At 72.2% G+C, this 23,758-nt stretch carries 26 protein-coding genes; 3 read left to right on the top strand and 23 right to left on the bottom strand.

The genetic code is table 11. The features are described from left to right. Positions 1–25: 25 nt before the first annotated feature. Both tsf and rpsB read right to left on the bottom strand, forming a co-directional pair. Complete coding sequence (gene tsf, locus VGX25_RS29305; protein WP_326921163.1) at positions 26–841, bottom strand: translation elongation factor Ts; 816 nt, start codon at positions 839–841, stop codon at positions 26–28. A gap of 46 nt (positions 842–887) precedes the next feature. Continuing rightward, the gene (rpsB, locus tag VGX25_RS29300) at positions 888–1,730 is read right to left on the bottom strand and encodes a 30S ribosomal protein S2 (protein ID WP_326921162.1); all 843 of its coding nucleotides are present in this window, start codon (positions 1,728–1,730) and stop codon (positions 888–890) included. A gap of 396 nt (positions 1,731–2,126) precedes the next feature. Here rpsB and VGX25_RS29295 point away from each other — a divergent pair, with 396 nt between their 5' ends. Beyond that, on the top strand, positions 2,127–2,675 hold the full coding sequence (locus VGX25_RS29295) for a M23 family metallopeptidase (RefSeq protein WP_326921161.1): 549 nt from the start codon (positions 2,127–2,129) through the stop codon (positions 2,673–2,675). Positions 2,676–2,733: 58 nt separating this feature from the next. Here the strand turns inward: VGX25_RS29295 and VGX25_RS29290 are convergent, their stop codons facing one another. From VGX25_RS29290 to VGX25_RS29200, 19 genes are all read right to left on the bottom strand, one after another. Next, complete coding sequence (locus tag VGX25_RS29290; protein WP_326921160.1) at positions 2,734–3,645, bottom strand: FliA/WhiG family RNA polymerase sigma factor; 912 nt, start codon at positions 3,643–3,645, stop codon at positions 2,734–2,736. Next, positions 3,620–4,654 (bottom strand): tyrosine recombinase XerC, encoded by a 1,035-nt coding sequence (locus VGX25_RS29285; RefSeq protein ID WP_326921159.1) that lies wholly within the window; start codon positions 4,652–4,654, stop codon positions 3,620–3,622. The genes VGX25_RS29290 and VGX25_RS29285 overlap by 26 nt, the downstream gene beginning before the upstream one ends. 33 nt (positions 4,655–4,687) lie before the next feature. Beyond that, entirely contained in the window at positions 4,688–5,050 is a 363-nt protein-coding gene (locus tag VGX25_RS29280; RefSeq protein WP_326921158.1) for a PIN domain nuclease, read from the bottom strand. A gap of 20 nt (positions 5,051–5,070) precedes the next feature. After that, a complete protein-coding gene (locus tag VGX25_RS29275; protein WP_326921157.1) occupies positions 5,071–5,304 on the bottom strand; it encodes a type II toxin-antitoxin system VapB family antitoxin in 234 nt (77 codons plus the stop codon). Positions 5,305–5,343: 39 nt separating this feature from the next. Beyond that, entirely contained in the window at positions 5,344–6,483 is a 1,140-nt protein-coding gene (dprA, locus tag VGX25_RS29270; RefSeq protein ID WP_326921156.1) for a DNA-processing protein DprA, read from the bottom strand. Further along, a complete protein-coding gene (locus VGX25_RS29265; RefSeq protein WP_326921155.1) occupies positions 6,480–7,994 on the bottom strand; it encodes a YifB family Mg chelatase-like AAA ATPase in 1,515 nt (504 codons plus the stop codon). The genes dprA and VGX25_RS29265 overlap by 4 nt, the downstream gene beginning before the upstream one ends. Continuing rightward, on the bottom strand, positions 7,994–8,368 hold the full coding sequence (locus VGX25_RS29260; RefSeq protein WP_326921154.1) for a YraN family protein: 375 nt from the start codon (positions 8,366–8,368) through the stop codon (positions 7,994–7,996). The genes VGX25_RS29265 and VGX25_RS29260 overlap by 1 nt, the downstream gene beginning before the upstream one ends. Positions 8,369–8,552: 184 nt before the next feature. Next, a complete protein-coding gene (locus VGX25_RS29255) occupies positions 8,553–8,876 on the bottom strand; it encodes a DUF2469 domain-containing protein (RefSeq protein ID WP_326921153.1) in 324 nt (107 codons plus the stop codon). Next, positions 8,873–9,697, bottom strand: coding sequence for a ribonuclease HII (locus VGX25_RS29250; protein ID WP_414636019.1), 825 nt, complete (start codon positions 9,695–9,697; stop codon positions 8,873–8,875). Before VGX25_RS29250 ends, VGX25_RS29255 begins: the two co-directional genes overlap by 4 nt. Beyond that, positions 9,694–10,626 carry a signal peptidase I gene (gene lepB / locus VGX25_RS29245; protein ID WP_326921152.1) on the bottom strand — a complete coding sequence of 311 codons (933 nt, stop codon included), beginning with the start codon at positions 10,624–10,626 and terminating at the stop codon, positions 9,694–9,696. Before lepB (VGX25_RS29245) ends, VGX25_RS29250 begins: the two co-directional genes overlap by 4 nt. 10 nt (positions 10,627–10,636) lie before the next feature. Continuing rightward, positions 10,637–11,620, bottom strand: a complete 984-nt coding sequence (lepB, locus tag VGX25_RS29240) for a signal peptidase I (protein ID WP_414636018.1) — start codon at positions 11,618–11,620, stop codon at positions 10,637–10,639. An 82-nt stretch (positions 11,621–11,702) separates the two neighbouring features. Continuing rightward, positions 11,703–12,062, bottom strand: a complete 360-nt coding sequence (rplS, locus tag VGX25_RS29235; protein ID WP_326921151.1) for a 50S ribosomal protein L19 — start codon at positions 12,060–12,062, stop codon at positions 11,703–11,705. Between the two features lie 119 nt (positions 12,063–12,181). After that, positions 12,182–12,952 (bottom strand): tRNA (guanosine(37)-N1)-methyltransferase TrmD, encoded by a 771-nt coding sequence (gene trmD / locus VGX25_RS29230; protein ID WP_326921175.1) that lies wholly within the window; start codon positions 12,950–12,952, stop codon positions 12,182–12,184. Continuing rightward, a complete protein-coding gene (gene rimM, locus VGX25_RS29225) occupies positions 12,952–13,470 on the bottom strand; it encodes a ribosome maturation factor RimM (protein WP_326921150.1) in 519 nt (172 codons plus the stop codon). Before rimM ends, trmD begins: the two co-directional genes overlap by 1 nt. Beyond that, positions 13,467–13,706, bottom strand: coding sequence for an RNA-binding protein (locus VGX25_RS29220; protein ID WP_326474701.1), 240 nt, complete (start codon positions 13,704–13,706; stop codon positions 13,467–13,469). The genes rimM and VGX25_RS29220 overlap by 4 nt, the downstream gene beginning before the upstream one ends. Beyond that, positions 13,703–14,152 carry a 30S ribosomal protein S16 gene (rpsP, locus tag VGX25_RS29215; protein WP_326921149.1) on the bottom strand — a complete coding sequence of 150 codons (450 nt, stop codon included), beginning with the start codon at positions 14,150–14,152 and terminating at the stop codon, positions 13,703–13,705. The genes VGX25_RS29220 and rpsP overlap by 4 nt, the downstream gene beginning before the upstream one ends. Before the next feature lie 150 nt (positions 14,153–14,302). Beyond that, positions 14,303–15,058, bottom strand: a complete 756-nt coding sequence (locus VGX25_RS29210; RefSeq protein WP_326921174.1) for a 5-oxoprolinase subunit PxpA — start codon at positions 15,056–15,058, stop codon at positions 14,303–14,305. Then, positions 15,058–15,807, bottom strand: coding sequence for a type II CAAX endopeptidase family protein (locus VGX25_RS29205; protein WP_326921148.1), 750 nt, complete (start codon positions 15,805–15,807; stop codon positions 15,058–15,060). The genes VGX25_RS29210 and VGX25_RS29205 overlap by 1 nt, the downstream gene beginning before the upstream one ends. Before the next feature lie 63 nt (positions 15,808–15,870). Next, positions 15,871–16,935, bottom strand: coding sequence for an amidohydrolase family protein (locus tag VGX25_RS29200; protein ID WP_326921147.1), 1,065 nt, complete (start codon positions 16,933–16,935; stop codon positions 15,871–15,873). A gap of 177 nt (positions 16,936–17,112) precedes the next feature. On the opposite strand from VGX25_RS29200, the gene VGX25_RS29195 reads away from it, so the two are divergent. Beyond that, positions 17,113–20,028, top strand: coding sequence for a M36 family metallopeptidase (locus VGX25_RS29195; RefSeq protein ID WP_326921146.1), 2,916 nt, complete (start codon positions 17,113–17,115; stop codon positions 20,026–20,028). 48 nt (positions 20,029–20,076) lie between these two features. On the opposite strand, the gene ffh is transcribed toward VGX25_RS29195, so the two are convergent. Continuing rightward, entirely contained in the window at positions 20,077–21,618 is a 1,542-nt protein-coding gene (gene ffh / locus VGX25_RS29190; RefSeq protein WP_326921145.1) for a signal recognition particle protein, read from the bottom strand. A 73-nt stretch (positions 21,619–21,691) separates the two neighbouring features. Here ffh and VGX25_RS29185 point away from each other — a divergent pair, with 73 nt between their 5' ends. Further along, positions 21,692–22,417: a peptidylprolyl isomerase gene (locus tag VGX25_RS29185; RefSeq protein WP_326921144.1), complete on the top strand. Its 726-nt coding sequence runs from the start codon at positions 21,692–21,694 to the stop codon at positions 22,415–22,417. Here the strand turns inward: VGX25_RS29185 and VGX25_RS29180 are convergent. After that, on the bottom strand, positions 22,404–23,672 hold the full coding sequence (locus tag VGX25_RS29180) for an amidase (protein WP_326921143.1): 1,269 nt from the start codon (positions 23,670–23,672) through the stop codon (positions 22,404–22,406). The two genes, VGX25_RS29185 and VGX25_RS29180, sit on opposite strands and share 14 nt — an antisense overlap. Between the last annotated feature and the right edge of the window lie 86 nt (positions 23,673–23,758).

The raw sequence follows: 23,758 nt of genomic DNA, 5'->3' as shown, positions 1-23,758 counted from the left end.
TCCCGCAACCCCGCCCCCGCGAACCTCACGCCTGGCCGACCTCGAACCGGGCGAACCGGCTGACCGACACCCCGGCCTCGTCGAGCACCGCCTTCACGGTCTTCTTGGAGTCCTGCACCGAGGCCTGCTCGAGCAGCACCACGTCCTTGAAGAAGCCGTTGACCCGGCCCTCGACGATCTTGGGCAGCGCCTGCTCGGGCTTGCCCTCCTCGCGGGCGGTCTCCTCGGCGATGCGCCGCTCGGTGGCCAGCACGTCCTCGGGCACCTCGTCCCTTGTGACGTAGCGCGGCTTCATCGCGGCGATCTGCATGGCGGCGCCGCGGGCCGCCTCCTCCGAACCGCCGGTGTACTCGACCAGCACGCCCACCGCGGGCGGCAGGTCCGACGAGCGGCGGTGCAGGTACAGCGCGACCGTGCCGTCGAAGCTGACCGCGCGGCGCAGCTCCAGCTTCTCGCCGATCTTGGCCGACAGCTGCTGGATCGCGTCCTCGACCGTGCCGCCGTCGAGCTGGGCGGCCTTGAGCACCTCCGGGTCCACCGGCTTGATCGTCTTGGCCACCGCCACGATCTTGTCGGCAAGGGCTTGGAAGTCGGCGTTCTTGGCGACGAAGTCGGTCTCGCAGTTCAGCTCGATCATGGCCCCGCCGTCGGCGGCGATCAGGCCGTTGGCCGTGGACCGCTCGGCGCGCTTGCCGACGTCCTTGGCGCCCTTGATGCGCAGGATCTCGACGGCCTTGTCGAAGTCGCCGTCGGCCTCCTCCAGTGCCTTCTTGTTGTCCATCATGCCGGCGCCGGTGAGCTCACGGAGCCGCTTGACGTCGGCCATGGTGTAGTTCGCCATCGTCTGTGTTGTCTTCCCTCTGCTGCTTGGTTGTTCGACGTGGGGATCAGGACTCGGAGCGCTCGGCGGACGCGGCGACCTGCTCGCCCTGGGCAGGTGCGTTGGCGCCGGTGAGCAGCTCCTGCTCCCACTCGGGCAGCGGCTCGTCCGAGCCGACCGGCTGCGGCTTGTCCTCGCCCTCCACCGCGCCGTTGCGGGCACCGGCGCGGGCGATCAGGCCGGCGGCGGCCGCCTCGGCGATCACCTTGGTCAGCAGCGCGGCCGAGCGGATCGCGTCGTCGTTGCCGGGGATCGGGTAGTCGACCTCGTCCGGATCGCAGTTGGTGTCCAGGATGGCCACCACCGGGATGTTGAGCTTGCGCGCCTCGCCGACGGCGATGTGCTCCTTCTTGGTGTCCACGATCCAGACCGCGCTCGGCACCTTGGCCATGTCCCTGATTCCGCCGAGGGTGCGCTCCAGCTTGTCCTTCTCCCGGGTGAGCATCAGGATCTCTTTCTTGGTCAGACCCTGGAAGCCGCCGGTCTGCTCCATCGCCTCGAGCTCCTTGAGGCGCTGGAGTCGCTTGTGGACAGTGGAGAAGTTGGTGAGCATGCCGCCCAGCCAGCGCTGGTTGACGAAGGGCATGCCGACCCGGAGCGCCTCGTTGGCGATCGCCTCCTGGGCCTGCTTCTTGGTGCCCACGAACAGGATGGACCCACCGTGCGCGACCGTCTCCTTGACGAACTCGAAGGCCCGGTCGATGTAGGTGAGGGTCTGCTGCAGATCGATGATGTAGATGCCGTTGCGCTCGGTGAAGATGAAGCGCTTCATCTTCGGGTTCCAGCGCCTCGTCTGGTGCCCGAAGTGCACGCCCGAGTCGAGCAGCTGCTTCATGGTGACTACGGCCATGGCCGGGTTCGCACCTCTTCTTGTGTGGCTCGCCGGGTGTCCGCCGCGGCGAGCGGTGTCGGTTGTCGCGGCGCTCCGGTGGAGCGCCGCCCTGGTGCCGTGCCGGCGTCCGGACCCTGCATGGTTCACCGTGGTGGCTGAAACGCCTGCGTGGGACCGCCGAAAGCCGTGAATCCCGGGGCTTGCTTGGGTTGTCGCCGAGTTCGCCCCTGGATGTGCACTGGCACGCGAAGTCACCCCGTGTTGCCACGGGTCGCGTTCGCAGTGTACGCGGTCCGCGCCGCCGGCCGGGAGTCGACCACCCGCCGCCGGCCGAGTTGTCCACAGCCGGGCCAGCTGTCCACAACCGGCGCTTGATCACCCCCGGACCGCGCTCCCGGCCGGCATCGTTGCCGCATGCCTCGCGTGCTCTCCCGACCCGCCCGGTTCGCCGTCGCCGGCGTCCTGGCGGCCCTCGCCACCGTCGCCCTGCTGCTGCCGTTCGGCGCGGCCGCCGCCGGCCCACCCGCATGGTTCGACGCCCCCGCCGCCGGGTTCTCCTGGCCGCTGGCCCCACCGCATCCCGTCCTGCGCCAGTTCTCCGCGCCCGCCACCCCGTGGGGCCCCGGCCACCGCGGCGTCGACCTCGGCGGCACCCCCGGCGAGCCGGTCCTCGCCGCGGCCGACGGCATCGTGGTGTTCGCCGCCCACCTGGTCGACCGGCCCGTCGTCTCCGTCGACCACCCCAACGGCCTGCGCACCACCTACGAGCCGGTCTCCCCCACCGTCGCCCCCGCCCAACCCGTCCGCCGCGGCCAGGTCATCGGCCACCTCCAACCGGCCCACCCGCACTGCGCCGCCCCCGCCTGCCTGCACTGGGGCGTTCGCCGCGGCGACGAGTACCTCGATCCGTTAGCCCTGGTCAGAGGCCACCACCACGTCCGCCTGCTCCCCTGGCGCAGCTAGGAGGTCGGGTGGGGCCGAGGGTGGGCCCCGGGCACACCCCTCCCCGGGCCCACCGCTCCTAGGCGTCCGCCTTCTCCATGAGCTTGGCCCGCAGCCGCAGCACGGCCCGGGTGTGCAGCTGGCAGACCCGGGACTCGGTCACGCCGAGCACCTTGCCGATCTCGGCCAGCGTGAGGTTCTCGAAGTAGTACAGCGTCACCACGACCCGGTCGCGCTCGGCCAGGTGCCCGATGGCCTCGGCGAGCTGGCGGCGGGTGTCCTGGTCCACCAGCAGGGCCACCGGGTCGGGAGCGGCCTCGTCCTCAAGCGTGTCGGCCAGCGAGGTCGAGCCGCGGCCCGCGGCGGCCAGCTCGTCGAGCGCGACCACGCTGGTCAGCTGCAGCTGCAGGTAGACCTCGCGCAGCTCACCGAGCGTGAGCCCGAGCTCGTCGGCCAGCTCGGCGTCGCTCGGGGTGCGCCGCAACCGGGCGCCGAGCCGCTCGAGGGCGCGCTCCACCTCGCGGGCCCGGCCACGCACCGACCGCGGCACCCAGTCCTGCGCGCGAAGATCGTCCAGGATGGCGCCGCGGATCCGCTGCATGGCGTAGGTCTCGAACTTCAGGCCCCGGTTGGGCTCGAACTTCTCGATCGCGTCGACGAGCCCGAAGATGCCCGACTGGATCAGGTCCGCCATGTCGACGTGCGCCGGCAGTCCGGTGCCCACCCGGCCGGCGACGTACTTGACCAGCGGCGCGTAGTGCAGCACCAGCCGGTCCCGCAGCGTCGGCAGCCGGTGCTCGCCGAACCTGCGCCACAGCGCGACGATGCCGGCCTCGACATCGTCGAAGGTCCGCTGATCACCCGGTAACACGCCGGCCGCGCGCCCGGTGCCGTAAGACGCGGCGTGCCCGTTGCTCGGCGCCGAAGTGGACGGCGCGCGTGACCAGGAACCTTCCCCGAGAACCTCAGGAGCGCGGGTGGGTTCGGTCATGGATCGCCTTCAGCCGTTCGACGGTCACGTGAGTGTAAAGCTGGGTGGTAGCGAGCGTAGCGTGACCAAGCAGCTCCTGGACGCTACGAAGGTCAGCACCCCCTTCGAGCAAGTGCGTGGCGGCAGAGTGACGAAACCCGTGCGGCCCCATGACGGGAGCATCCGGCACCGCCGCCAACGCTGCGTGCACGATACGTCGAACACTGGCCGGTTGAAACCGGCCGCCGCGCGCGCCGAGCAGCAGCGCCGGCGGCGACCCCGGCCGCACCAGCCGCCCACGGCCGTGCGCCAACCAGTCCCGCACCGCGCGCTGGGCCGGCACCCCGAACGGCACGGTGCGCTCCTTGCCGCCCTTGCCGAGCACCCGTACGACCCGCCGCTCGAGGTCGACGTCGCCGACGTCCAACCCGCACAGCTCGGACACCCGCACCCCGGTCGCGTACAGCAGCTCCAGCAGCGCGTGATCCCGCAGCGCCGCCGGGTCCCGCTCCGCGGCCCCGGACGCCGACGCGTGCAGCAGGTCGCTCGCCTGGTCGGCCCGGAGCACCGACGGAAGCGTGCGCCGCGACCGCGGCGCCACCAGCCGCACACCCGGATCGACCGCCAGATGCCCGCGCCGGTGCGCCCAGGCCGTGAACGTCCGCGCCGCCGCCGCCCGCCTGGCCAGCGTCGTGCGGCTGGCGCCCGCGGTGCGCTGGGCCGCCAGCCACGCCCGCAGCACCGTCAGGTCGAGCGCCTCGACTCCGCGCCCGCCCGCCCGGTCCACCCCGCCCGGCTCGACCGCGCCCAACCCGTGCATGAATCCCAGCAGCGACACCACATCCCCCACATACGCCCGAACCGTGTGCGCCGACCGCCCCCGCTCAAGGGCCAGATGCCGCTCGAACTCGTCCACCACCGCGCGGACGCCCGCCGGTAGCTCGGCCCGCACCCGCAGCAGGTCGACCTTCCTCCGGCGAGACGACGCATGCCCCACCCCCGGGACGCTACCCGCCGACCCGGCCGTCATCGGCTCATTCGCCCGGTCGTGTCGCCGACACCGCTACGGAACACTGCCTCGGGGCACCACCCATTTCGCCGGCTGCCCGGTTATCGAGGCGATCAGGTCGTAGTCCTTGTCGTAGTGCAGAATCGGCACCCCATGAAGTTCGCCGCACGCGGCAACCAGCAGATCCGCCGCACCGCAGCCGCGGTGCCGAGAACGCATCGCCAATCTGGCCTGAACATGGATTGCACGGGCACAGATCGCCGGTGTGATCGGCAGGCTGATGTAGTTGGCCCGCAGTTCGGTCAGCTTTGCCTGGTACTCGGTGGGAGACCGGGCGCTGTACAACACCTCCAAGTCGACCACCGCGCAGGTTGCCAGGCCACGCCGAGCAAGCAGCGGTGACACCACCTCACGCACCGCTTCGTGCTGGATTCGGGCTAGGACGCTGTTGTCGACCAGAAACCAGGACCCCGCCACGGGCGTTTCATGAACGCTCGGGTGCGGTAGACGGCCACCGGATCGGCACTCAGGTCGATCGCGGTAGGACAATCCGGATTTCCAGCGATGTACCGGAGCGCGGCGTTGATCGTTTCTTTGATCGTCTTGGTGCCCAGGTAGGCCTTGACGTCCTCGAGCAGCTGGTCGTCGATGTCGACGTGTCGCATGGTCATGGTCGGCCTCCTCGAGTTGCGGCAGGTGGGGGTTGGGGTTCATGGCTGGGCCGTTCGTCGCCAGCCGTCCTCGCACCTTTCGGCCAGACCGGTGAGCTCGAGCTCGGGGAGCAGTGCCCGGACCTTGTCCAGGGGCACGCCCGAGTCTACGGCGATCCGGTCGGCCTCGCGGCTCGTGCGCCTGCTGAGGGCCTCGTGGACGCGGAGGGCCTCGTCGGCGAGGCCGTCGGTCGGGCGGGTCGGGGCCTCGGGTCGGGCGACGATGCCCTCGCCGATGCGGCCGACCGACTCGAGGATCTCGGCGACGGAGCCGACCGGGATCGCGGCGCCGGTGCGGAGCAGCTCGTGGCAACCCATGGACATGGCCGAGGTGATCGGGCCCGGGACGACCATGAGCTCCTTGCCGAGCGCGGCGGCGGAGGCCGCGGTGTTCCTGGCGCCGCTGCGGATCCCGGCCTCGACGACGACGGTGCCGGCGGACAGCGCGGCGATGAGCCGGTTGCGGACCAGGAAGCGGTGCCGGGCCGGCGGTGTGCCCGGCGCGTACTCGCTGATCACCACGCCGCGGCCGGTGATCTCGTCGAGCAGGGTGGCGTGCCCGGCCGGGTATTCGACGTCGATCCCGCAGCCGAGCACGGCGGCGGTGCGGCCCTCGGCGGCCAGCGCGCCGCGGTGCGCCGCGCCGTCGATGCCGTAGGCGGCGCCGGAGACGACGGTGAAGCCCTCGCCGGCAAGGCCGTAGCCGAGCTCGGCGGCGACGTGCTCGCCGTAGCCGGTCGCGGCCCTGGCACCGATCACGGACACCGCGCGGTCGAACAGGTCGGCCAGGCGTGCCGATCCGCGCACCCAGAGGGCCAGCGGCGCGCCGGCCCAGCGCCATCCCCGGTCGGCGGCCCGGTGCAGCGGGAGCAGCTGCCACTGCGGCCACTCCTCGTCCTCGGGTACCAACAGCCGGGCGCCGACCCGCTCGGCCGCGGCCAGATCCTCGTCCACCCGGTCGTGCCGGCGCCGGGCCGACGTCTCGGCGACCACGCCGTCCGGCCCGGCACCGGCCCGGACCAACGCCGCCGCCTCGACCGGGCCGTGCCTCGCCACGAGCCCGGCGAGCGCGGTCGCCGGCGGCTCGGCGACCCGCAACAGGTAGGCCCGGGCCCGAAGCACCTCCTCGGAAACGCTCATGCCGCCCTCCGGTCACGGAACTCCAGCGCGGCGGCGACGTGGTCAGGGCCGGGCTGGGACCGGTCGTCCAGATCGCTGAGGGTCCAGGCGACACGCAGGCAGCGATCGGCGCCGCGGGCGGTGACCGCGCCGGCGGCGAGGCCGCGGTCGAGAAGGACGGTGACCGCCCTCGGAAGGGCGAACTCCCGGCGCAGGGCCGGGCCGGGCACCTGCGCGTTGGTGAGCCAACCCTGTTTGGCCCAGCGATCAGCAGCGCGCTGGCGGGCTCGGGCGACGCGGGCGCGCACGGTGGCGGAACTCTCCGGCACGGAGGAAGCGAGGTGAGACATCGCCGTGATCGGGCGCATGCGGACACGGAGGTCGATCCGGTCGAGCAGCGGGCCGGAGAGGCGGGACAAGTACCGGCGACGGGTGTGCGGGGAGCAGGTGCAGTCGGACTCCCGGGCCGGGGCGCACGGGCACGGGTTGGTGGCGAGCACGAGCTGGAACCGCGCGGGATAGCGGACGATGCCGTCTCGGCGAGCAAGGCGAATCTCGCCCTCCTCGATGGCGGTGCGCAGCGCTTCGAGGCAGTGCGGGCCGGCCTCACAGGCCTCATCGAGGAACAGGACGCCGTGGTGCGCTCGGCTGATGACGCCGGGTTTGGCGAGGCCGACACCGCCACCCACCAGGGCGGGGGTCGACGTGGAGTGATGCGGGGAGATGAACGGCGGCGTGGTGATGAGGGGCGACTGGGGCGAGAGGGCGCCGGCAATGGAGTGGATGGCGGTGACCTCGAGGGCCTGCTCGTCGGACAGCGGCGGGAGCAGCCCGGGAAGGCGGCGGGCGAGCATGGTCTTGCCGGTTCCCGGTGGGCCGATGAGCAGGAGGTGATGGCCGCCCGCCGCGGCGACCTCGAGGGCCCACCTGGCCTCGGGCTGGCCGAGGACGTCCGCGAGGTCGGGGATGTCGGGAGATGGGCCGGTGGGATGGGGACCGGGGGTGGACAGCCGACCGTCCTCGCCGCGCAGCCAGCCGACGACATCGGCGAGGTGTTCGGCGCCGAGGGCCTCGACATCACCGACCAGGGCGGCCTCGGGAAGTGTCGAGGCCGGGACCACGGCCCGACGCAGGCCGGCCCGGCGAGCGGCGAGCAGGCCCGGCAGCACGCCGCGGACCGGCCGGACCCGGCCGTCAAGGGCCAGCTCGCCGATCAGCACGGTGCTGGCGAGCTTGCCGGACGGGATCACGCCGGCAGCGACAAGAACCGAGCAGGCCAGGGCGAGGTCGTAGCCCGAGCCGCCCTTGGGCAGGGCGGCCGGCGAGAGGGCGAGGGTGATGAGCTCGCTCGGCCACTCGAGGCGGCTGTTGCGGACCGCGGCACGGACCCGCTCCTTCGCCTCGTTGAGCGCGGCGTCCGGCAGGCCCAGGATCTGGGTCCTCGGCCGGCCGCCGCCGATATCGGCCTCGATCTCCACCACGGCGCCGTCGATGCCGAACAGGGCGACCGAGCAAGCGCGGGCGAGCGCCATCAGAGCACCCCCGGGAGGTGCTTGATGCGGGGTGTCTGGCCGGGTGGCCAGAGGACGGAGACGATGTCGAAGCGCTGGGGGCAGTTGCGCATCTGGTGGGCGCGCAGCCAGCGGCGGGTGAGGCGGCGGATGCGGCGGGCCTTGGTCTCGGTGACGGCCTCGGCGGGGGCGCCGTAGTCGGTGCTGGTGCGGGTCTTGACCTCGCAGACGACGAGGGTGTGGCCGTCGGTGGCGACGAGGTCGAGCTCGCCCTCCCGGCAGCGCCAGTTGCGGGACAGGACGACCAGGCCCTTGTGCTCCTCGAGGTAGCGGGCGGCGAGGTCCTCGCCCCGGCGGCCGAGGGTGAGGTGGGTGGGGGCGGCGGTGCTGCTCATGCGACGACGGTCCCGCGGGCCGGGCGGGCGGGCCACCGTCGGATGATCAACTGTGGATGGCGGACGCGGGTGTGGACAACTCGGCCGAAGAAGATCGAGAGCGAGGGGAAGTGTCGGCGGGGTGTGCTAGGAGCGGACGCGAGGCCGTGGGAGGGAGGGCCTCGCGGAGAGCGACCGGTCGGACCTAGCCGCCGAACGGGCCCTCTTCGGGGAGGCGGAGGTCGGGTTTGTCCAGCTCCTCGACGTTGACGTCCTTGAACGTCATGACCCGGACGTTCTTGACGAAGCGGGCCGGGCGGTACATGTCCCAGACCCAGGCGTCGGACATGCGCACCTCGAAGTAGACCTCGCCGTCGGCGTCGCGGACCTGCACGTCCACGCCGTTGGCCAGGTAGAAGCGCCGTTCGGTCTCCACGACGTAGGAGAACTGACCGACGATGTCGCGGTACTCCCGGTAGAGCGACAGCTCCATCTCGGTCTCGTACTTCTCCAGGTCCTCCGCGCTCATGCGGTACTGCGCTCCTCGTGGTCCGGCCACCCGGCGTCAATCAGGGATTCCCCATTCTGAACTACGTCGAGCAGTTCGGCACCGACGGTAGGCCCGGGATCACCCGCTACGGGCAGGTAGCAATGCGGCGCGACCTTGTGCGGCGCCCGCAGGGAGTGTGCGCGGCCCGCGGTCCAGACGTTCACGAACGACCAGCGGTGCGCCTCGCACGGACCATGCAGGCTCAGCGCCTCGCCGTGCTCGGTGGTGCAGTACCCCTTGTGCTCGTCGAAGCCGTACATCGGGAAGCGCTCGTGCAGGTCGATCATGATCCGGTCCCTGGTCACCTTCGCCAGGATGGACGCCGCGGACACGCACGCCGCGGCCTGGTCGCCCTTGACGATCGGGATGCTCGGCGCGGTCAGGCCGGGCACCCGGAAGCCGTCCACGAGCACGTAGCCGGGGTGGGTCCGCAGCTGGGCCACGGCCCGCCGCATGCCCTCGATGTTGGCCACGCCCACGCCGCGCAGGTCGACCTCGTCGACCGGGATCACCACGACGGCGTAGTCGACCGCGCGCTTGACCACCAGGTCGTACATCCGCTCCCGGGCCGCCGCGGTGAGCAGCTTGGAGTCGGTGAGGCCCTCGAACCGGGCGGCGTCCCCCGGTCGCAGCACGCACGAGGCCACCACCAACGGGCCGGCGCACGCGCCCCGGCCGGCCTCGTCGACCCCGGCGACCGGCCCGAGACCGCGCCGGTCCAGCGCGGCCTGCAGTCCCCAGTTGCCCGCGTCGCGGCGCAGCACCACCCGCGGTGGCCGCAGGTCGAGGGAGGCGGTCACGGTCGCCGCCCTTGCCGACGCAGCGCGGTCCGCATCCTCCTGCCCAGCCACAGGGTCGGGGCGGCGACCAGCAGGCCGACGCCGAACTGGGCACCGGCCCAGGCGAGCGCGACCTGCGGGTTGTGGTCGCCGACGCCCTGCCAGCGCGACGGCGGCAGCACGATGAACCGGGCCTTGCCGATCACGTTGTCCACCGGCACGACGCCCTGGAGGCCGCCGCCGCCCTGCACCCGCGAGTCGGCCGAGTTGTTGCGGTTGTCCCCCATGACCCACAGGGTGCCCTGGGGCACCTGGAACGCGTCGAACTCCTGGTTGCCGTTGGGCGCGCCGTCGGCCCAGTAGATGTAGGGCTCGTCGAGCGGCCTGCCGTCGACCTGCACCCGGCCCTGCTCGTCGCAGCACTCCACGGTCTGCCCGCCGACCGCGATCACGCGCTTGACGACGTCGTCCTCGTTGGGTGAGGCGAGCCCGAACATCGCGCCGATGTCCTGCAGCCACCGCACCACGGTGTTGCTGGACCGGTCGGCCTGGAACTCGGCTCGGTTCCAGGTCTCCGGCCGCTCGAACACGACGACGTCGCCCGGCTCCGGATCGGAGAACGCGTAGACCACCCGGTCGACCAGCACCCGATCGCCGTAGCAGCCGGCACATCCGTGCAGGGTGCGCTCCATCGACTCGGACGGGATGAGGAACACCCGCGCGATGAAGCTCTGGATGATGATCGTCAACACGATCGCGATCCCGATCAGGATCGGCAGCTCTTTCCAGAACGACCGCGGCTTCTTCTTGGCCTTCGGGGATTCCTCGGCGCCGGAGTCGGCGGCGTCGGAGGATTCCTGCTCCGCGGCGGCCTTGTCGGTGCTCTCCTGCGTGCCGGGCTCCTCTTCGTCCTCGTGCTGGTTGTCCTTGGAGTGTCCGACGTCGACCACGTTCCGCAGACTACCGGCGAACCGCCCGGCGAACGCGCCGGCCCAGCCACAGCACCGGCCACGCGGCGGCAATGCCGACGCCGGCGGGAAGTCCCTGCTGCCACGCGGGGGCGCTCAGCGGCGCCGCGGCGGCCTGCGGGTTGTGATCACCGACGCCGCGCCAGCGCGACGGTGGCAGCACGATGAACCGGGCCTTGCCGATCACGTCGTCGACCGGGACGACGCCGTTGAGACCGCCGTTGACCTCCTTGCCGCCGCCCTGGCAGCGGGAATCGCAGGAGTCGTTGCGGTTGTCGCCCATCACCCACAGCGTGCCCTCCGGCACCCGCACCGCCGGGAACGCCGCCTGGGTGTTGGGGCGGCCGGCTTCCCAGTAGATGTACGGCTCGTCGAGCGGGCGCCCGTCGACCAGCACGCGGTTGCGCGCGTCGCAGCACTCGACGGTCTGGCCGCCGGTGGCGATCACCCGCTTGACGAAGTCCCGCTCGTCCGGCGGGGCCAGCCCGATGAGGGAGCCGAGCCATTGCAGGCCGCGGACGAAGACGGTGCCCGTGGGCGCGGCGGTGACGTCGTTCTGGGTCCACGCCGGCGGGCCGCGGAAGACGATCACGTCGCCGGGCGCGGGGTCGCGGAACCGGTAGACCATCTTGTCCACCAGCACCCGGTCGCCGCTGCAGCCGGGACAGCCGTGCAGGGTCTGCTCCATCGAGCCGGACGGGATCGAGTAGACCCGCCCGATGAAGTGCTGGATCAGGACGGTGAGCACGACCGCGACGCCGAGCAGGATCAGCAGCTCGCGCCAGAGCGGCTGCTTGCGCGCCGCCTTGCGGTGCCGGCCGCGCGGGCTCTCCGGAGTCCGCGGCGGCACCTGCGGGCGCCACGACTCCGACCGGTACTTGCGGAACGGCTCACGCCGCGATGGGTTGACGCGCGGGATGTGCTGGGTGCGGTCGGGGTCATCCTCGGGCGCTGCGAAGTGCACGGGGTTGACCACGACACCAGGCTACGGGAGCGGCCGCGGGGCTGTGGGTGGGACAGCCTCGCGGGGAGAGCGACCCATCAAACACAGGGCGGCCTCACGAAGCCTGCTGCGGCTCCCGCTTCTCCTTGATCTTGGCGGCCTTGCCGCGCAGCTCGCGCAGGTAGTAGAGCTTGGCGCGGCGCACGTCACCCCGCCGGTCCACCTCGATCTTGGCGATGTTCGGCGAGTGCACCGGGAAGGTGCGCTCGACGCCGACGCCGAAGGAGATCTTGCGGACGGTGAAGGTCTCGCGGATGCCGCCACCCTGGCGGCGGATCACCACGCCCTTGAAGATCTGGACCCGTTCGCGAGAGCCCTCGATGACGCGGACGTGGACCTTGAGGGTGTCGCCCGGACGGAAGTCCGGGATGTCGGAACGCAACGACTTGGCGTCCAGGGCATCCAGGGTGTTCATCGTGATCCGTCCTCACTAGCGTCTTGGTCTTCTTGCGCGCGACATCGTGTCGACGGCCTGCAAGGGGGCTCGAGGCGCGTGCCGGGGTCGTGCCCGGTCGCGGCAACCCATCAAGTATGTCAGACGCCGGAGGCGGACCCGAAATCCGGCCCCTCCCGCAGACGATCGAGGACCGCCCGGTCGTGCCGGTCAAGCTTCTCCTCGGGGAGGGCGGCGAGCAGGTCGGGGCGGCGGCGGAAGGTGCGCTCCAGCGCCTGGTCGCGCCGCCAGCGGTCGATCGCCCCGTGGTTGCCGGACCGGAGCACGTCGGGGACGGCCAGGTCGCGCCACACCTCGGGCCGGGTGTACGCCGGGCCCTCGAGCAACCCGTCGGAGAATGAGTCCTGCTGCGCCGACGCGGGGTTGCCGAGCACCCCGGGCAGCAGCCGGGCGATCGCTTCGACCATCACCAGGACCGCCACCTCGCCGCCGACCAGCACGTAGTCGCCGATGGAGATCTCGTCGACCGGCATCCGGCGCGCGGCGTCGGCGAGCACCCGCTGGTCGATGCCTTCGTACCGGCCACAGGCGAACACCAGCCACTCCTCGGCGGCGTACTCGCGCGCGACCGCCTGGGTGAACGGGCGCCCGGCCGGGGTCGGCACCACGAGCCGGGGCGGGCCGCCCGCACAGACGGCGTCCAGCGCCTCGCCCCACACCTGCGGCTTCATCACCATGCCGGGGCCGCCGCCGTACGGGCTGTCGTCGACCGCGCGGTGCACATCGTGCGTCCAGTTCCGCAGGTCGTGCACGTCGAGCCGGAGCAGGCCGCGCTCGAGGGCCTTGCCGAGCAACGCGGTGCGCAGCGGGGCGAGGTACTCGGGGAAGATCGTGATCACGTCGAGGCGCATCACGGGTCCAGCAGGCCTTCCGGCGGGTCGAGCACGACCCGGCGGGCCGCGACGTCCACCTGGGGCACGATCGCGCGGACGAACGGCACGAGCACCTCGGCGCCGTCCGGGCGCTGGAGCACCAGCAGCTCGCCGCCGGGGCTGTGCACGACCTCGCGGATGTCACCGACCGGGGTGCCGTCGGCGAGCACGGCCGCGAGCCCTTCCAGCTCGTGGTCGTAGAACTCGTCGGGATCGTCGGAGGGCGGCAGGTCGGCGGCCTCGACGAGCAGCAGCGCGCCGCGCAGCGTCTCGGCCACGTCCCGGGTGGCCACCTCGGCGAAGCGCACCAGCAGCCGCCCGCTGTGCGGCCGGGCGGCCGACACCGTCAGCGGCCGCCGGGTCCGGTCGCGCAGCTGCGCGATCAGCGTGGCGTCGACGGCGAAGCGGGCCGACGGCTCGTCGGTGCGCACCTCGACGGCCAGCTCCCCGGTGACCCCGTGTGCCTTGGCCACCCGGCCGACCACGAGCTCCCTCACTGATCCGTGTCGACGACGTCCACTCGGATGCCGCGGCCGCCGATGCCGGCCATGACGGTGCGCAGCGAGGTCGCGGTGCGGCCGCCCCGGCCGATCACCTTGCCGAGGTCGTCCGGGTTCACGTGCAGCTCGAGCGTGCGGCCGCGGCGGGTGGTGACCAGCTCCACCCGCACGTCGTCCGGGTGATCGACGATGCCCCGCACCAGGTGCTCAAGGGCATCAGCGAGGAAGCTCATGCCTCGTCCTTGGCGTCCTCGGTTTTCTCGGCCTTGTCGGACTTGTCGGCGGCCTTGCGCGGCGCCCGCTTCTTCGGCGTGGTGGCCTCGGTGGTCGGCTCCTCGCCCGCGGCCTTCAGCGCGGCCTCGAACAGCTCCTGCTTGGTGGGCTTGGCCTCGGCCTTGCGCAGCGTGCCCTCGCCGCCCGGCAGGCCCTTGAACTTCTGCCAGTCGCCGGTGACCTCGAGCAGGTGCTGGACCGGCTCGGTCGGCTGCGCGCCGACCCCCAGCCAGTACTGGGCCCGCTCGGAGTCGATCTCGATCAGGCTCGGCTCCTCCCGGGGGTGGTACCGGCCGATGGTCTCGATTGCCTTGCCGCTACGGCGGGTGCGGGCATCGGCGACGACGACCCGGTAGTGCGGGTCGCGGATCTTGCCGAGCCGCTGCAGCTTGATCTTGACAGCCACGGGGTGGGTTGCTCCTCGTTGTACTCACGGTCAGGCGCGGGCAGACCCGAGTGGGGACGGATCGGCTGCGCCCGGAGGTTCATGGCGCCATGGCACGGTGAGAGGGTCCGGCCACAGCGGACAATCCGTCATTGTGCCAGACGGCGTTGTCTACGTGGCGAACGGGGCGAGCGTGACGCCGGCCTGCTCGAGCGCGGCCCGGACCGCCTTGGCGTGGGCGACGGCCCCGGGGGTGTCGCCGTGCAGGCACAACGACTGGGCGCGCATCGGCAGCACCGTGCCGTCCACGGCGACCAGCTCGCCGTCGCAGGCCAGCCGCACCGCCCGCTCGACGACCGCGGCGGTGTCGGTGAGCAGCGCGTTCGGCTCGCGCCGGGACACCAGGGTGCCGGCCGGCGTGTAGCCGCGGTCGACGAAGGCCTCCAGCACGGCCGGCAGCCCGGCCGCCTCGGCGGCGGCCAGCAGCCGGGAGCCCGGCAGGCCGAGCACCGGAAGCTCGCCGAACGCGCGGACGCCGGCGATCACGGCGTCGGCCTGCGCCTCGTGGTGCACGGCCGTGTTGTACAGCGCCCCGTGCGGCTTGACGTAAGCGACCCGGACGCCCGCGGCCCTTGCGAACGCCTCCAGCGCGCCGATCTGGTAGAGCACGGTGTCGGCCAGCTCGACGGGGTCGATGTCCATGAACCGGCGGCCAAACCCGCGCAGGTCCGGGTAGGACACCTGGGCTCCGACGGTCACGCCGCGCGCCGCGGCCGCCGTGCACACCCGGCGGAGGGTGGACGGGTCGCCCGCGTGGAACCCGCACGCCACGTTGGCCGAGGTCACCACCTCGAGCAGGGCCTCGTCGTCGCCAAGCCGCCAGATGCCGAAGCCCTCGCCGAGATCGCTGTTGAGGTCCATGGCCATCACGCCGGCATCACATCGAGCGCGATCAGCAGCACGGCGAGCGCCGGCAGGAAGTTGTTGATCTGATGGGCGACGATGCTCGCCCCGAGCCGCCCGGTGACCAGCCGCGCCAGTCCGATCGGGATGGCGATGACCAGCAACAGCACGGTGCGCATCGGCTCGAGGTGGCTCACCGCGAAGATCACGGTGGTCAGCCCGAACACGATCCAGCGGCCCCAGTTCAGCCGCTCGAGGGCGCCCCAGAGCAGGCCCCGGTAGATGATCTCCTCGCAGATCGGGCCGATCAGCCAGATGAACAGGAACATGGTGATCGCGGCGATCAGCGGCAGGCGCTGGTTGTCGACCAGCTGACCCAGCGCCGAGGAGGCGTTCCGCTCGCCGACGATCTTGGTCCACAGGAACGCGGCCGCCGTGGTGCACACCAGCCCGATGAGCCCGAACCGCAGCCCGACGCGGACGTCCACCCAGCTCCACGACCAGCGCAGGTCGATCCTCGGCCCGTTCCCGCGCAGCACCGTGACCAGCAGCGCGACCCCGGCCGCCAGCACCGGCGGGATGATGGACCCGATCAGCGCCACCGGCACCGAGATGCCCGCGCCCGGCGACTCGAGCTGAGCGATCGCCCCGATCAGCACCGCCGAGAGCAGGAACACGGCGAAGACGAGCACGAACGCCCCGAAACCCCAGCGGTGCGTCCGCGGCGTCTCGACCGGTCGCGCCTCCGAGACGCGGTCGGCGAGACTGCTCAACGGAAGCCTCCGGACTCGTGTGGGTGAACGTCCGTGGGTATGTACCCGAGACTAGCCGTACTCCTAGCTGATCACCCGCCCACGCAACATGATCAGCTTCGGTGTCCTGAGCGCGGCGAGGTCCAGCCGGGGGTCGGCGTCGTACGCCAGCAGGTCGGCGGCCGCGCCCTCGTCGAGGCCCGACCAGCCCAGCCAGGCGCGGGCCGACCAGGACGCCGCGCCGAGGGCGCGCTCGGGGCTCAGGCCCGCCCGGTGCAGCGCGACGATCTCGTCGACGATCCGGCCGTGCCCGACCCCGCCGCCGGCGTCGGTGCCCGCGTAGATCGGCACGCCGGCCTCGATGGCGGCCGAGACGGTGTGGCCGACCCTGGCGTGCAGGGCCCGCATGTGCGCGGCGTAGGTCGGGTACTTGTCGGCCTCCGCGGCGATGTCGGGGAAGCGCTCGATGTTGATCAGGGTGGGGACCAGCGCGGTGCCCCGCTCGGCCAGGTCGGCGATCAGCGCGTCGGACAGCCCGGTGCCGTGCTCGATGCAGTCGATGCCGGCGCCGATGAGTCCGGGCAGGGCGTCCTCGCCGAACACGTGCGCGGTCACCCTGGCGCCGGCCTCGTGCGCGACCTTGATCGCCTCGGCGAGCACGTCGTCGGGCCAGAGCGGGGCAAGGTCGCCGAGGTCCCGGTCGATCCAGTCGCCGACCAGCTTGACCCAGCCGTCGCCGTACTCGGCCTCCCTGGCGACCACGGCCGGCAGCCGGGCCGGGTCCTCGACCTCGACGCCGATGTGCCGGATGTACCGCTTTGGCCGGGCGAGGTGCCGGCCGGCGCGGATGATCCGGGGCAGGTCGAGCCGCTCCTGTAGCGGCCGGGTGTCCATCGGTGAGCCGCAGTCGCGGATCAGCAGCGTGCCGGCGTCGCGGTCGGTAAGGGCCTGCGCCTCGGCTGCGGCCAGGTCGCCGGCGGCCAGCCCGATGTGGCAGTGCGCGTCCACCAGGCCGGGCACCAGGAACCCGCCGTCCACAATGGACTGTGCACCGGCTACCGGCTCGGTGCGGACCCGGCCGTTGACGATCCACAGGTCGCGTTCCTCGCCCTCGGGGAGCACCACTCCCCGCACGTGCAGCGCGGTCATGCCGGAAGGCTACCGAGCGGACCAGCGCGTTCGCATCGCGCACAAATGTAATGCATACGAATTGCGGCTATCTTTCGCGCGCGCCCGGAGGGAAGCTGGGGAGTCACATTTCTCCCCATTCGACCCGATCCCCATGGGAGGCGTGCACAGATGCGGAGATCTCATCTCCGGAGGGCCATGACGCTCGCCGCGGCCGCATTATTAGCAATGAGCATGTTGTCGATGGAGTCGGCGTCCGGCGAACCGGCGTCGGCCGGCCTCCCCGTCGCCGAGATCCAGGGCGACCACACCCACGACGGCGACGTCGACAACAGATCCGGGACGGCTCAGCCGACCGACCGGCAGCGCGCGCTGGCCGGCGAGCGCAGCACGTCCGTCCGGTGGAACCGGTACGGCACGCCGGCCACCCTCGTGCCGCGCGTCGATGCCCAGCCGCGTATCGCGTCCGGCGATCCGGTCGCGATCGCGCGCGGTTATCTGACGAGCAACAATGAGACGTTCGGCTTATCAGAGCAATCCATCAATGCGATGGATGTATTGGTGAGCCGCCCCATGGGCCAGGGTTCTTACGTAATGTTGCGGCAGCGATTTGGATCGCTACCGTCCGTCATGGACGGACTTGCCGCCTTCGGCATCCGGGACGGGGCCGTCAGCTATCTCAGCTCGTCGCTGAGCCCGGACCGCCCGGCGCCCGAGCCGGCGACCCTGTCGCCCGAGCAGGCGCTCGCCGCCGCGGCGGCCGACGCGGGCCTGGCCACCGACAACCTGGCGACCCGGCGGGTCCAGCTCGGCGCGGTGCCGATGCCCGACGCCCCGGCGCGTGCGGCCTACCAGGTCGTGCTGATCAGCGGCGGCGACGGCGAGCTGACCGGGTACACCACCTACATCGACGCCCGGACCGGCCAGGTGCTGGTGCGCGAGGACATCGTCGACCAGCACTACGCCCCGGAGAACCCGGAATGGGACGTCTTCCCCGCCAACCCGCCGCCCGACAACTCCACCCGGGACACCAGGGTGACCTGGTGCTTCACCCCGGCGCCCGGCTGCGAGCGCGCGGTCGCCACCGCCGACCGCGGCGTGGCCTGGGACATCGACCCGGTGACCGGTCAGCCGTCGCAGACAACGGCCGGCAACTCCGTGCGGGACTTCGAAAAGTGGGACAGCCTGGCCAACGGCACGATCGGCACCCGCCCGGCCGCGCCCAGCCCGACAAGGGACTACCAGTACCCGTGGACCAATCAGTGGTTCGAGTCGAAGTGCAACCCCGACGTGTTCGCCACCCCGCAGGAGAACGACATCAACGCGGCGCTGGCGAACCTGTTCGCCATGCACAACCGCATGCACGACTGGTCGTACCACCTCGGCTTCACCGAGGAGACCTGGAATATGCAGACCGAGAACGGCGACCGCGGCGGGCTGGACGGCGACGCCGAGCACGGCAACGCCCAGGCCGGCGGGCGGGCCGGCGGCGCCCCGCCGAACTTCCCGTCCCGCAACAACGCCAACCAGGCCAGCGGGCCGGACGGCACCGTGCCGGTGACCAACATGTTCCTGTGGCAGCCGTCGCCCGGCGGGTTCTACCCGCCCTGCGTGGACGGCGACTACGACATGTCGGTGATCGGGCACGAGTACGCCCACGCGATCACCGGTCGCATGATCGGCGGCCCGAACACCGGCTGGCAGGGCGCGCAGGCGGGCGCGATGAACGAGTCGCACTCCGACCTGCTCGCCATGGAGTACCTGTTCGAGTACGGGTTCCGACCCAAGGGCGACACCCCGTTCATCACCGGCGGGTACGTCACCGGCGACACCGAGCGGGGCATCCGCAACTACGACATGAGCAAGAGCCCGCTCAACTACAGCAACCTGTCCTACGACCTGGTCGGGCAGCAGGTGCACGCCGACGGCGAGATCTGGAGCGCGACCAGCTTCGACGTCCGGCAGGCGTTCATCGACCGGTACGGGCTGGGCACCCCGGCCCTCCAGCGGGACTGCGCGGACGGCAAGGTGCCGGTCGAGCGGTGCCCGGGCAACCGGCGGTGGATGCAGCTTGAGTTCGACGCCCTGCTGCTCAACGCCTCCGGCGCGGTGACCTACGTCGACCTGCGTGACTCGATGCTGGCCGCCGACCAGATCCGCTTCGGCGGCGCGAACGCCGATCTGCTGTGGAACGCGTTCGCCCAGCACGGCCTCGGCGAGGGCGCGTCGAGCACCGACCCGAACGACCAGGACGCGATTCCGAGCTTCGCGTCCCCGTTCGCCCGCAACGCGACCGTGCGGCTGCTGGCCGCCGGGCAGGCCGCGGGCGCGCCGGTGCGGCTCTACGTCGGCGACTACGAGGCGCGGTCGATGCCGGTGGCCGACACCGACCCGGCCACGCCGCTGCCCGACACGGCGCAGATCGCGCCGGGCCGGTACACGTTCGTCGTCGCCGGGGCCGGGTTCGGCAGCATGCGGACCCAGCGCACGCTGCGGCCGGGTGAGCGCGAGACGATCGTGTCGCCGCTGCTGCGCAACGTCGCGTCGGCCAGCTCCGGGGCGACCGCCTCCGGTGACGGGGTCAACCTGGACAAGCTCATCGACGACACCGAGGGAACCAACTGGGCGTCGATCGGCTCCCCGGTGGCCGGCAAGACCGTCACGGTCGACCTCGCCGGCAACGGCCCGCAGCTGGTCAGCCGGGTCAACGTGAGCGCCCTGCTGCGGCCGGCGATCGAGGGCGACGCCGACCCCGGCGCGCAGAACCGGTTCACGGCGCTGCGCCAGTTCGAGATCCTGTCCTGCAACGCGGCGCTCGGCCAGAACTGTGCCGACCCGGCCGGCTACCGGCGGGTCTTCACCAGCCCGGCCAACGCGTTCCCGGCCAACGTGCCGAGGCCGACGGCCGCGGACCTGATCAGCCGGTCGTTCCGGTTCTTCCCGACGCTGGCCACGCACCTGCAGATCCGGGTGCTCACCAACCAGTGCACGGGCGCTCCGGAGTACGCCGGTGACCAGGACGCCGACCCCAGGTCGACCAGCGACTGCACCACGGGCAACCCGACCGTGGCGCAGACGGTCCGGATCTCCGAGCTGCAGGCGTTCGCGTTGTAACCGCCAAGAACGACGGTGGCCCCCGCCTCGACCGGCGGGGGCCACCGTCTAGTTCTCCCTGGGTTTCTTGGGGAACTTGAGCTTCGACGGGTCGAAGCCGGGTGGCAGGTCGTTGAGCCCCGGTGGGAGATCCCGCAGGCTCGGCGGCAACGCGGACAGGTCGGGCATGGCGGCGGGGAGGCCGGGCATGCCGCCGCGCATCCGGGGCGGCGTGGGGCCGCGGCCCTTGCCCTTCTTGCCTTTCTTGCCCTTCTTGGACCGGTTGCTCGGCCGCGAGCCTGGGAAGCCGAACCGGCCGGCCATCTGCTGCATCATCTTGCGGGCCTCGAAGAACCGGTTGACCAGGTCGTTGACCTCGCGCACGGCCACGCCGGAGCCGCGGGCGATGCGCTGGCGGCGGGACGCGTTGATGATCTTCGGATCGAGCCGCTCGGCCGGGGTCATGCCGCGGATGATCGCCTGCAGCCGGTCGAGGTGCTTGTCGTCGACCTGGGCCAGCTGCTCCTTCATCTGCCCGGCGCCGGGGAGCATGCCGAGCAGGTTGGCGATCGGGCCCATCTTGCGCACCGCCAGCATCTGCTCGAGGAAGTCCTCGAGGGTCAGCTCGCCGGTGCCGATCTTGGCGGCGGCGGCCTCGGCCTGCTGCTGGTCGAAGTGCTGCTCGGCCTGCTCGATCAGGGTGAGCAGGTCGCCCATGCCGAGGATCCGCGACGCCATGCGGTCGGGATGGAAGGCGTCGAAGTCCTCGAGCTTCTCGCCGTTGGAGGCGAACATGATCGGCGTGCCGGTGACCTCGCGCACGGACAGCGCGGCGCCACCCCGGGCGTCGCCGTCGAGCTTGGTGAGCACCACACCGGTGAAGCCGACCCCGTCGCGGAACGCCTCGGCGGTGGTGACGGCGTCCTGGCCGATCATCGCGTCGACCACGAACAGCACCTCGTCGGGCTGCACGGCCTCGCGGATGTCGGCCGCCTGACGCATCATCTCCTCGTCGATGCCCAGCCGGCCGGCGGTGTCGACGATGACCATGTCGTGCTGGGCGCGCCGGGCCTCGTCGACGCCGCGCCTGGCCACGTCGACCGGGTCGCCAACCCCGTTGCCCGGCTCCGGGGCGAACACCGGCACCCCGGCGCGCTCGCCGATCACCTGAAGCTGGGTGACCGCGTTGGGCCGCTGCAGGTCGGCGGCCACCAGCAGCGGGGTGTGCCCCTGGCCGGCCAGCCACTTGGCCAGCTTGCCGGCCAACGTGGTCTTACCGGAGCCCTGCAGGCCGGCCAGCATGATCACCGTCGGCGGCGTCTTGGCCAGGTTCAGCCGGCGCGTCTCGCCGCCGAGGATGCCGATCAGCTCCTCGTTGACGATCTTGACGACCTGCTGGGCCGGGTTCAGGGCGGCGTGCACCTCCGCGCCCTTGGCCCGCTCCTTGACCTTGGCGATGAACGTGCGGACGATGGGCAGCGCGACGTCGGCCTCCAGCAGCGCGATCCTGATCTCGCGCGCGGTGGCGTCGATGTCGGCGTCGGACAGCCGGCCCTTGCCCCGCAGGTTCTGCAGGACGCTGGTCAACCGGTCGGAGAGGGTGTCGAACACGTAAGCGAGCGTACCCAGTATGGGAAAACGGGATCCTCTTCCGGGGTGCGCCGCGGCCCTAGGCTCGGTGGCTATGTCGAGGAAACCATTGCGACTTCTCGGAATCGCCCTGACCGCGGCGCTGACGGCGGGCGGGTTGCTGCTGGCCGCCGGCCCGGCGGCGGCGGATCTGGGCGTCACTCCCGGCCCCTGCCGGTACACCGAGACCCCGGACGACCCGGCGGCCCGACCGGTCCCCCTGCCGCCCGACCCCCGCAGGACGCCCAGCCGCGGCACGGTCCTGGTGCTGCTCGTCACCAACCAGGGCATCATCGACCTGACCCTGGACCGGGCCAAGGCGCCGTGCACCGTGCAAAGCTTCCTGCACCTGGTCCGGCACGACTTCTACGACCGCACGATCTGCCACCGGCTGACCGCCTACCCCACGCTCAAGGTGCTGCAGTGCGGCGACCCGACCGGCACCGGCGAGCGCGGCCCCGGCTACCGGTACAAAGACGAGCTGCCCACCGACCTGGCGCCGTGGCCGGACGACCCGACCGGCGAGCGCAAGATCTACCCGCGCGGCACCCTGGCGATGGCCAACGCCGGCCCGGACACCAACGGCAGCCAGTTCTTCATGGTGCAGACCGACTCCCGGCTGCGCCCGAACTTCTCGATCTTCGGCTCGGTCGGCCTGCTCGGCCTGGCCACCCTGGACCGCATCGCCGCCGCCGGCATCGCCCCCACCCCGGAAGACCCGGCACCGGTCGACGGCGCCCCTGCCGACCCGGTGAAGATCTTCGTCGCTACCCGGCTGTGAGGGTCCGCTCCACCCAGGCGGCGGCTGCGAAGGCCGCGGGGTCGTCGGCGGCGATGAGTTGCAGGCCGACGGGTAGGCCGGGGCTGGGGAGGGGGATGCTCAGGGCGGGGTAGTCGGTGACGTTGAGGGGGCGGTTGTTGCGGAGCAGGAGGTCGCGTACGGGGGCGCGGCCGCTGGCCACCACGGCCTCGGTGGCGTCCAGTGGGGGCGCCACGATGGGCACGGTGGGGAAGACGACGGCGTCTACTGTGGACAGGAGGCGGCCGAGCTCGGCGTTGAGGGTGGGGATCCGGTCGCGGGCGCGGACGTAGCGCCAGCCGGGGACCTCGGACGCGACCCGCAGCCGCTCGCGCACGTCGGGCTGGTAGTCCTCGACGGGGGCGGCCAGCTCGCTGTGCAGGGCGGCCGCCTCCGGGCCTTGGAGATCGAACGCGGTGCCGGTGAGCAGCCGCCAGTCGGGCGGCTTGACCTCGACCACCCAGGCGCCGGCGTCGGCGAAGCGGTCGAGCGCGGCGCGGTAGGCGTCGCTGACCTCGGCGGAGCAGTCGAGCAGCTCGGGATCGGCGAGCACGCCGAGCCGGGGCGCGGACGCCGGCTCGTCGGGCAGGTCGGTCCCGGCGAGCACGCCGACGGCGTACCGGGCGTCGGCGACCGACGCGGTGAGCACCCCGACCCGGTCGAGGGTGACCGACAGCGGGAACACCCCGCGCGTCGGCAGCGTGCCCCGGTGCGGCACCGCGCCGACCACCCCGCACAGCGCGGCCGGGACGCGCACCGAGCCGGCCGTGTCGGTGCCGAGCGCGAGCGGCACGATGCCGGCGGCGACGGCGGCGGCCGAGCCCGAGCTGGAGCCGCCGGTCATCCGGCCGGGGTCGTGCGGGTTGCGGCACGGTCCGGCCATGTTGGACGTCCCGGTGCAGCCGTAGGCGAACTCGTGGCTGTGCGAAAGGCCGATGAGGACCGCCCCGGCCGCGCGGGCGCGGCGCACGATCTCGGCGTCGGCGGCGGCCACCCGGTCGGCGAACACCCGGGAGCCGCACCGGTGCGGCCACCCCTTGACCTCGATGATCTCCTTGACCAGCAACGGAATCCCGGCCAGCGGGCCGTCCCGGCCGGCGGTGCGCGCCGCGTCGGGGTCCACGTGCACGACGGCGTTGAGCTCGCAGTTCTCCCCGACCCTGGCCAGCGCCCGCTCGGCCAGCTCGACGGGATCGACGGTGCCGGCACGCACGCCGGCGGCAATGGCCTCGATCATGCGTCCCAGGATGGCATGTCGCCGGGATCGGGCCCGACCCCTCGACGGGCCCGATCCCGGCGTCCTCCCGCGTCGCCAGCACCGGC

It is taken from the genome of Actinophytocola sp., from assembly GCF_035942955.1.
GTDB lineage: Bacteria > Actinomycetota > Actinomycetes > Mycobacteriales > Pseudonocardiaceae > DASYTH01.
This window is presented reverse-complemented; position numbering and strand designations above follow the sequence as displayed.

What these genes read in the sequence shown, in the direction of transcription:
- VGX25_RS29290 (WP_326921160.1), bottom strand. Translation starts at nt 3,645, where the DNA reads ATGACCGAACCCACCCGCGCTCCTGAGGTTCTCGGGGAAGGTTCCTGG.
- VGX25_RS29220 (WP_326474701.1), bottom strand. Translation starts at nt 13,706, where the DNA reads ATGAGCTTCCTCGCTGATGCCCTTGAGCACCTGGTGCGGGGCATCGTC.
- VGX25_RS29185 (WP_326921144.1), top strand. Translation starts at nt 21,692, where the DNA reads ATGTCGAGGAAACCATTGCGACTTCTCGGAATCGCCCTGACCGCGGCG.
- VGX25_RS29265 (WP_326921155.1), bottom strand. Translation starts at nt 7,994, where the DNA reads ATGGCGCTCGCCCGCGCTTGCTCGGTCGCCCTGTTCGGCATCGACGGC.
- VGX25_RS29255 (WP_326921153.1), bottom strand. Translation starts at nt 8,876, where the DNA reads ATGAGCGCGGAGGACCTGGAGAAGTACGAGACCGAGATGGAGCTGTCG.
- VGX25_RS29285 (WP_326921159.1), bottom strand. Translation starts at nt 4,654, where the DNA reads ATGACGGCCGGGTCGGCGGGTAGCGTCCCGGGGGTGGGGCATGCGTCG.
- VGX25_RS29180 (WP_326921143.1), bottom strand. Translation starts at nt 23,672, where the DNA reads ATGATCGAGGCCATTGCCGCCGGCGTGCGTGCCGGCACCGTCGATCCC.
- rpsB (WP_326921162.1), bottom strand. Translation starts at nt 1,730, where the DNA reads ATGGCCGTAGTCACCATGAAGCAGCTGCTCGACTCGGGCGTGCACTTC.
- tsf (WP_326921163.1), bottom strand. Translation starts at nt 841, where the DNA reads ATGGCGAACTACACCATGGCCGACGTCAAGCGGCTCCGTGAGCTCACC.
- trmD (WP_326921175.1), bottom strand. Translation starts at nt 12,952, where the DNA reads ATGCGCCTCGACGTGATCACGATCTTCCCCGAGTACCTCGCCCCGCTG.
- VGX25_RS29210 (WP_326921174.1), bottom strand. Translation starts at nt 15,058, where the DNA reads ATGGCCATGGACCTCAACAGCGATCTCGGCGAGGGCTTCGGCATCTGG.
- rplS (WP_326921151.1), bottom strand. Translation starts at nt 12,062, where the DNA reads ATGAACACCCTGGATGCCCTGGACGCCAAGTCGTTGCGTTCCGACATC.
- VGX25_RS29200 (WP_326921147.1), bottom strand. Translation starts at nt 16,935, where the DNA reads ATGACCGCGCTGCACGTGCGGGGAGTGGTGCTCCCCGAGGGCGAGGAA.
- VGX25_RS29295 (WP_326921161.1), top strand. Translation starts at nt 2,127, where the DNA reads ATGCCTCGCGTGCTCTCCCGACCCGCCCGGTTCGCCGTCGCCGGCGTC.
- VGX25_RS29260 (WP_326921154.1), bottom strand. Translation starts at nt 8,368, where the DNA reads ATGAGCAGCACCGCCGCCCCCACCCACCTCACCCTCGGCCGCCGGGGC.
- dprA (WP_326921156.1), bottom strand. Translation starts at nt 6,483, where the DNA reads ATGAGCGTTTCCGAGGAGGTGCTTCGGGCCCGGGCCTACCTGTTGCGG.
- VGX25_RS29195 (WP_326921146.1), top strand. Translation starts at nt 17,113, where the DNA reads ATGACGCTCGCCGCGGCCGCATTATTAGCAATGAGCATGTTGTCGATG.
- VGX25_RS29275 (WP_326921157.1), bottom strand. Translation starts at nt 5,304, where the DNA reads ATGACCATGCGACACGTCGACATCGACGACCAGCTGCTCGAGGACGTC.